The sequence below is a fragment of the Acidovorax sp. KPB24-03 genome (assembly GCF_057546605.1).
Window position 1 is genome coordinate 1 of record NZ_BAAJYR010000296.1, and the last position, 4,364, is coordinate 4,364.

Annotated in this window: 4 protein-coding genes; 1 reads left to right on the forward strand and 3 read right to left on the reverse strand. The window is 68.2% G+C overall.

The window, feature by feature from the left end; translation table 11 throughout:
• Positions 1-91: 91 nt before the first annotated feature.
• The gene (locus AC27KI_RS19500; RefSeq protein ID WP_317356424.1) at positions 92-766 is read right to left on the reverse strand and encodes a response regulator transcription factor; all 675 of its coding nucleotides are present in this window, start codon (positions 764-766) and stop codon (positions 92-94) included.
• Complete coding sequence (locus AC27KI_RS19505; RefSeq protein ID WP_284408144.1) at positions 766-1,497, reverse strand: PepSY domain-containing protein; 732 nt, start codon at positions 1,495-1,497, stop codon at positions 766-768. The genes AC27KI_RS19500 and AC27KI_RS19505 overlap by 1 nt, the downstream gene beginning before the upstream one ends.
• A gap of 190 nt (positions 1,498-1,687) precedes the next feature.
• Here AC27KI_RS19505 and AC27KI_RS19510 point away from each other — a divergent pair, with 190 nt between their 5' ends.
• Complete coding sequence (locus tag AC27KI_RS19510) at positions 1,688-2,272, forward strand: PepSY domain-containing protein (RefSeq protein ID WP_487115345.1); 585 nt, start codon at positions 1,688-1,690, stop codon at positions 2,270-2,272.
• Between the two features lie 113 nt (positions 2,273-2,385).
• Here the strand turns inward: AC27KI_RS19510 and AC27KI_RS19515 are convergent.
• Positions 2,386-4,364 (reverse strand): bifunctional 2',3'-cyclic-nucleotide 2'-phosphodiesterase/3'-nucleotidase (locus AC27KI_RS19515; RefSeq protein ID WP_487115347.1); only part of this gene is annotated, 1,979 nt, incomplete at its 5' end.

The window sequence follows — 4,364 nt, forward strand, 5'->3', positions numbered from 1 at the left end:
GGCGGGGCCGGCGTGGGCGGCGTGTCCGGTGCAGGCAGCGGGTCGATGCCGCCGGGCGCCATCGCCGGGCCTGGCGGGCCTGGCGGGCCCATCAGCCCGGCACCTCGGGCAGCAGCAGGCGAAAGCCCTGGCCGCGTTCGGTGACCAGTTGCGGCGCGCCGCCGAGCTTGCGGCGAATGCGGCCGATCAGCACGTCGATGGTGTTGGAGTCCGGGTCGAGGTCGCGCGCGTAAACGTGTTCGCCGATGTCGCTGCGCGTGAGCAGCTTGCCCGGGTGGTGCATGAAGTAGGCCAGGATCTTGTGCTCCTGCGCGGTGAGCTGCAGGCTCTGGCCCTGCAGCGAGAAGCGGCCCCGCACCACGTCGTACTCCAGCGGCCCCGCCTGCAGCACGGCGGCGGCGGACCCGGCCGTGCGGCGCAGCATGGCCCGCAGGCGCAGCACCACCTCGTCCATCAGGAACGGCTTGGTGAGATAGTCGTCCGCTCCGGCGTTGAATCCCGCGACCTTGTCGCTCCAGCGGTTGCGGGCCGTGAGCACCAGCACCGGCCAGTTGCGGCCCGCGCCGCGCCAGTCGTGCAGCACGCTCAGGCCATCCTTGCGCGGCAGGCCCAGGTCCAGCACGGCCGCGCTGTAGGCTTCGGCGCTGCCGGCAAAGGAGGCGGCTTCGCCGTCATGCTCCACATCCACGGCAAAGCCCGCGGCCTCCAGCGCGGCGCGCAGTTGCGCGGCAAGCGCCGCGTCGTCTTCCACGACCAGGATGCGCATCAGTCACCCGCCTTTCGCCGCGTCACTTCCAGGGTGACGGCATCGACCTCCAGCTCCAGCTTGAAGCCGTTGGGCTGCTGCAGCTCGACGCTGTAGTACGGGCGGTGGCGGTGGTCGCTCTCCAGCTCCACCTCCAGCACCAGGCCCGAGAAGCGCGGGCGCAGCGACTCCAGCACCACGTCCATGGATTTCAGGGGCGCCGGTGCAGCGGCCGCCTCCGGTCGATGCAGGACCTCGCCCGTGTTCACATCCATGAGCAGCTTCATCTCCACGGCGGGCTTGTCGGACAGCTTGACCTCGTAGACCGCCTTGCCCTGCGCATCGCGCTCGAACTCGGCGTTCACGACGCGCGCGCCGTACCGCTGCTCCAGCTGCTTGACGTACCGGGCCATCTGCGCCAGCGGGACGGGCTGCGTGGGCCACTCGCGCTCCTGCGCCACCACGGAGCCGGTGGCGGCATCCACCAGCACTTCCTGCTTGTTGCCCCGGGCGTCGATGAGGGTGATTTCGTAGCGCGGCTCGCCCTTGCGCCCGCGCTTGCTTTCCACCTCGATGACGCGGCCCGCGTACTGGCGGCTGATGTCCGCAACGATGCTGTTCAGGGGCTTGAGCTGGCCGTTGAGCACGCCGCGCCGCGCCGCGTCCTGCTCGGCCGCGGGCGCCTGCACGCACGCGAGCGCCACCGCCACGACGGCGGCACGCAAAAGCACGCTCCGGGTCCATTTTTTCATCGCGGGATTATTGCCGGCGCCGTTAAACGGCACATGAACGGACGCTTCACGAAAGGTTTAGCAGCGGTTGCGCACACTGCCTCCCAGTTCTCGCCACCTTGCAACACCGAAAGGAAAAGCACCATGAAAAAAAACCGTTCTGACCCTGGCCGTCGCCGCCGCTGCTGCCGCCGCATCCGCCCTGCCTTCCATGGCCTGGGCGCTGACGGCCCAGGAAGCCGCCAACGTGATCACCCAGCACCAGTACGTCGCGCCGCAAGACCTGCAAAAGCGGTACGGCTACTGGTCTGCCGACGCGGTCGCCCTCGACGGCCTGCGCGTCGACGTGCTGGTCAATGACGCGGACGGCAGCCTCACCACCGTGCGCAAGAGCGACATCGGCAAGACGCTGCCCAGTGTGGACCAGGTATCGCAGGCGCTGCGCGCCAAGGGCTACCAATTCGTGTACGACGTGGAATTGGACGATGGCTTCTGGGAAGCCAAGGCGCGCCAGTCCGCCAACCAGGGCGAGAAGGTGGAGTTCGTGCTGCACCCGGTGACGCTGGAGGTGCTGAGCCAGGTGGGCCGCAGCGGCGGCACGGTCAACAACCAGCCGGTGCTGAGCGCCGACCAGGTGCGCCAGGCCCTGGAGCAGGTCGGCTACACCCGCGTGCGCGGCATCGAGTACGAAGACGGCTACTGGGAAGCCGAAGCCACCAACATGGCCGGTCTGAACATGGAACTGCGCGTGGAGCCCACCACCGGCAAGGTGATCAGCGAACGGCTGGACGACTAAAGGCGCCCGCACGGCCCTGGAAAAAGCACCGGGCCCCGGCATGCATGTGCATGCCGGGGCCCGGTGTTTGGTTGGGCGTTACTGGCCAGCCTTTGCCGCTGGCACGCGGCCGGTTACTTCGACAGGTCCAGCCGGTACTTGGACGTGCCCTTGCCCGAGCCGTCGTCCGCCGCCATGAGCGTGACGTTGGCCAGGCCCGCGGCCTGGGCCACGGGCAGCGCGTTGGCGCCGGAGCTGAACACCACCGGGCCGGCCGTGGCCACCTTGGTGAAGCGCCAGCTCTTGGCCGCGCCGTTGGCGGCACGGGTCACGTTGGCGTTCTTGCGGATGTAGTCGATCACCACGTCGCGGTTGGCGTCCGGCGAGGCCCAGATCGTGCCCGAGCCGTCCAGCTTGTCGATGAAGCTCTTGCCGCTGGTGGCGCGGTAGTTGTTGGTGGCGATCACGAACTCCTGCGCCGCATTGATGGGCTGGCCCTTGTAGGTCAGGTTCTTGATGCGGCGGCCGGTGGGCTGCGTCACGTCGATCTCGTACTGCACATCGGCCGTGGTGAACATGTCGAAGTTGTAGCCGGGGAAGGTGCTGATGAGCTGCTGCTCGGCGGTCTTGGCCGGGTCGATCTGGTTGAAGCGCTTGGCCGCGGCCTCCAGCCAGCCCTGGATGTCGGCGCCGTTCACCTTCACCGCGTACACGGTGTTGGGGTACAGGTACAGGTCGGCGGCGTTGTAGATCGCCAGCGGCCCGGTGGCCACGTCGGTGTAGTCGGCCCCGCCCTGGAAGCCCGACTTGAACGGCGCACTCACCGACAGCACGGGCAGCTGCGCGTACTGCGGCAGGTTGGCGGCCACGTAGGCGGCCACGTAATCGCGCTGGGCCTGGTTCACGATCTGGATCGCGCCGGGGTCGCCCACGTCGGCGAACAGCGTGCTCATGCGGAAGTCGGTGCTGCCGATGGGCGTCTTCACGTAGGCGATGGCGGCCTGGTGCTGCGTCTCGATCAGGGGGGCGACGGTGGGGTCGGCATCGACATACACCGTGGCGCCCGAGGCGTTCTTGCCCTGGATGTTGCGCAGCTCGCTCTTGGTGGCGGTCTTGTTCACCGCCCAGGCCTTGCCGTCCCATTGCAGGGCCAGCTGGATCACGCCCAGCGCCTTGCCCCACGAGCTGGCCATCACGGCGGGCACGCCGTTGATGGTGCCGGCCTTGTTGTCCACGCCGGCTTGCGAATAGGCCGGCGTCGCGGCGGTGTCGGGGAACACGCTGTGCTGGTGGCCCATGACCATGGCGTCGATGCCGGCGACCTTGGACAGGTACAGGCCCGGGTTCTCCATGGTGGCCGAGTAGGCGCCCGCATCGAGCCCGCCGTGCAGCAGGGCCACGACGATGTCGGCGCCCTTGGCGCGCAGCTCGGGCACGTATTTCTGCGCGGCTTCGACCGCGCCTTCGGTGTAGACCTTGCCTTCGAGGTAGCGCTTGTCCCAGTTCATGATGCCGGGGGTGGTGAAGCCGATCACGCCCACCTTGATGGGCAGCTTGACCTCCTTGCCGTCCGCGCCCTTGGAGACCAGCGTGCGCTCCAGGATGGTGTAGGGCTGCACCAGCGGCTTCTTCGTCTTGCTGCTGTACACGTTGGCCAGCACGGCGGGGTAGCCGGCGCCGGCGCATTTTTGCGCGGCATCGACGCCATCGACCTCCATGCCGCCGCCCAGCACCTGGTTGAGGAACGGCAGGCCGTAGTTGAACTCGTGGTTGCCCAGCGTGCCTGCATCGAAGCCCAAAGCGCCCATGGCCTTGTACATGGACAGCTGCTGGGTGCAGGGAATGGCCTTGACCACGGCCTCGTAGTCGGCCAGCGCCGTGCCCTGGATGGTGTCGCCGTTGTCGACCAGCAGCGTGTTGGCGAACTCCTTGCGCGCCTGGCGCACCAGCGTGGCGGTGCGCTCGAAGCCATAGCTCTTGTCTTCGGCGAGCTTGAAGTAGTCGTAGCTGCGCACGTTGAAGTGCAGGTCGGTCGTCTCCAGCACGGCCAGCGTGGCGGTGGCGCCGGCGTTGTTGTTGCCGTCGTTGTCGCTGCCGCCGCAGGCGGCCAGCA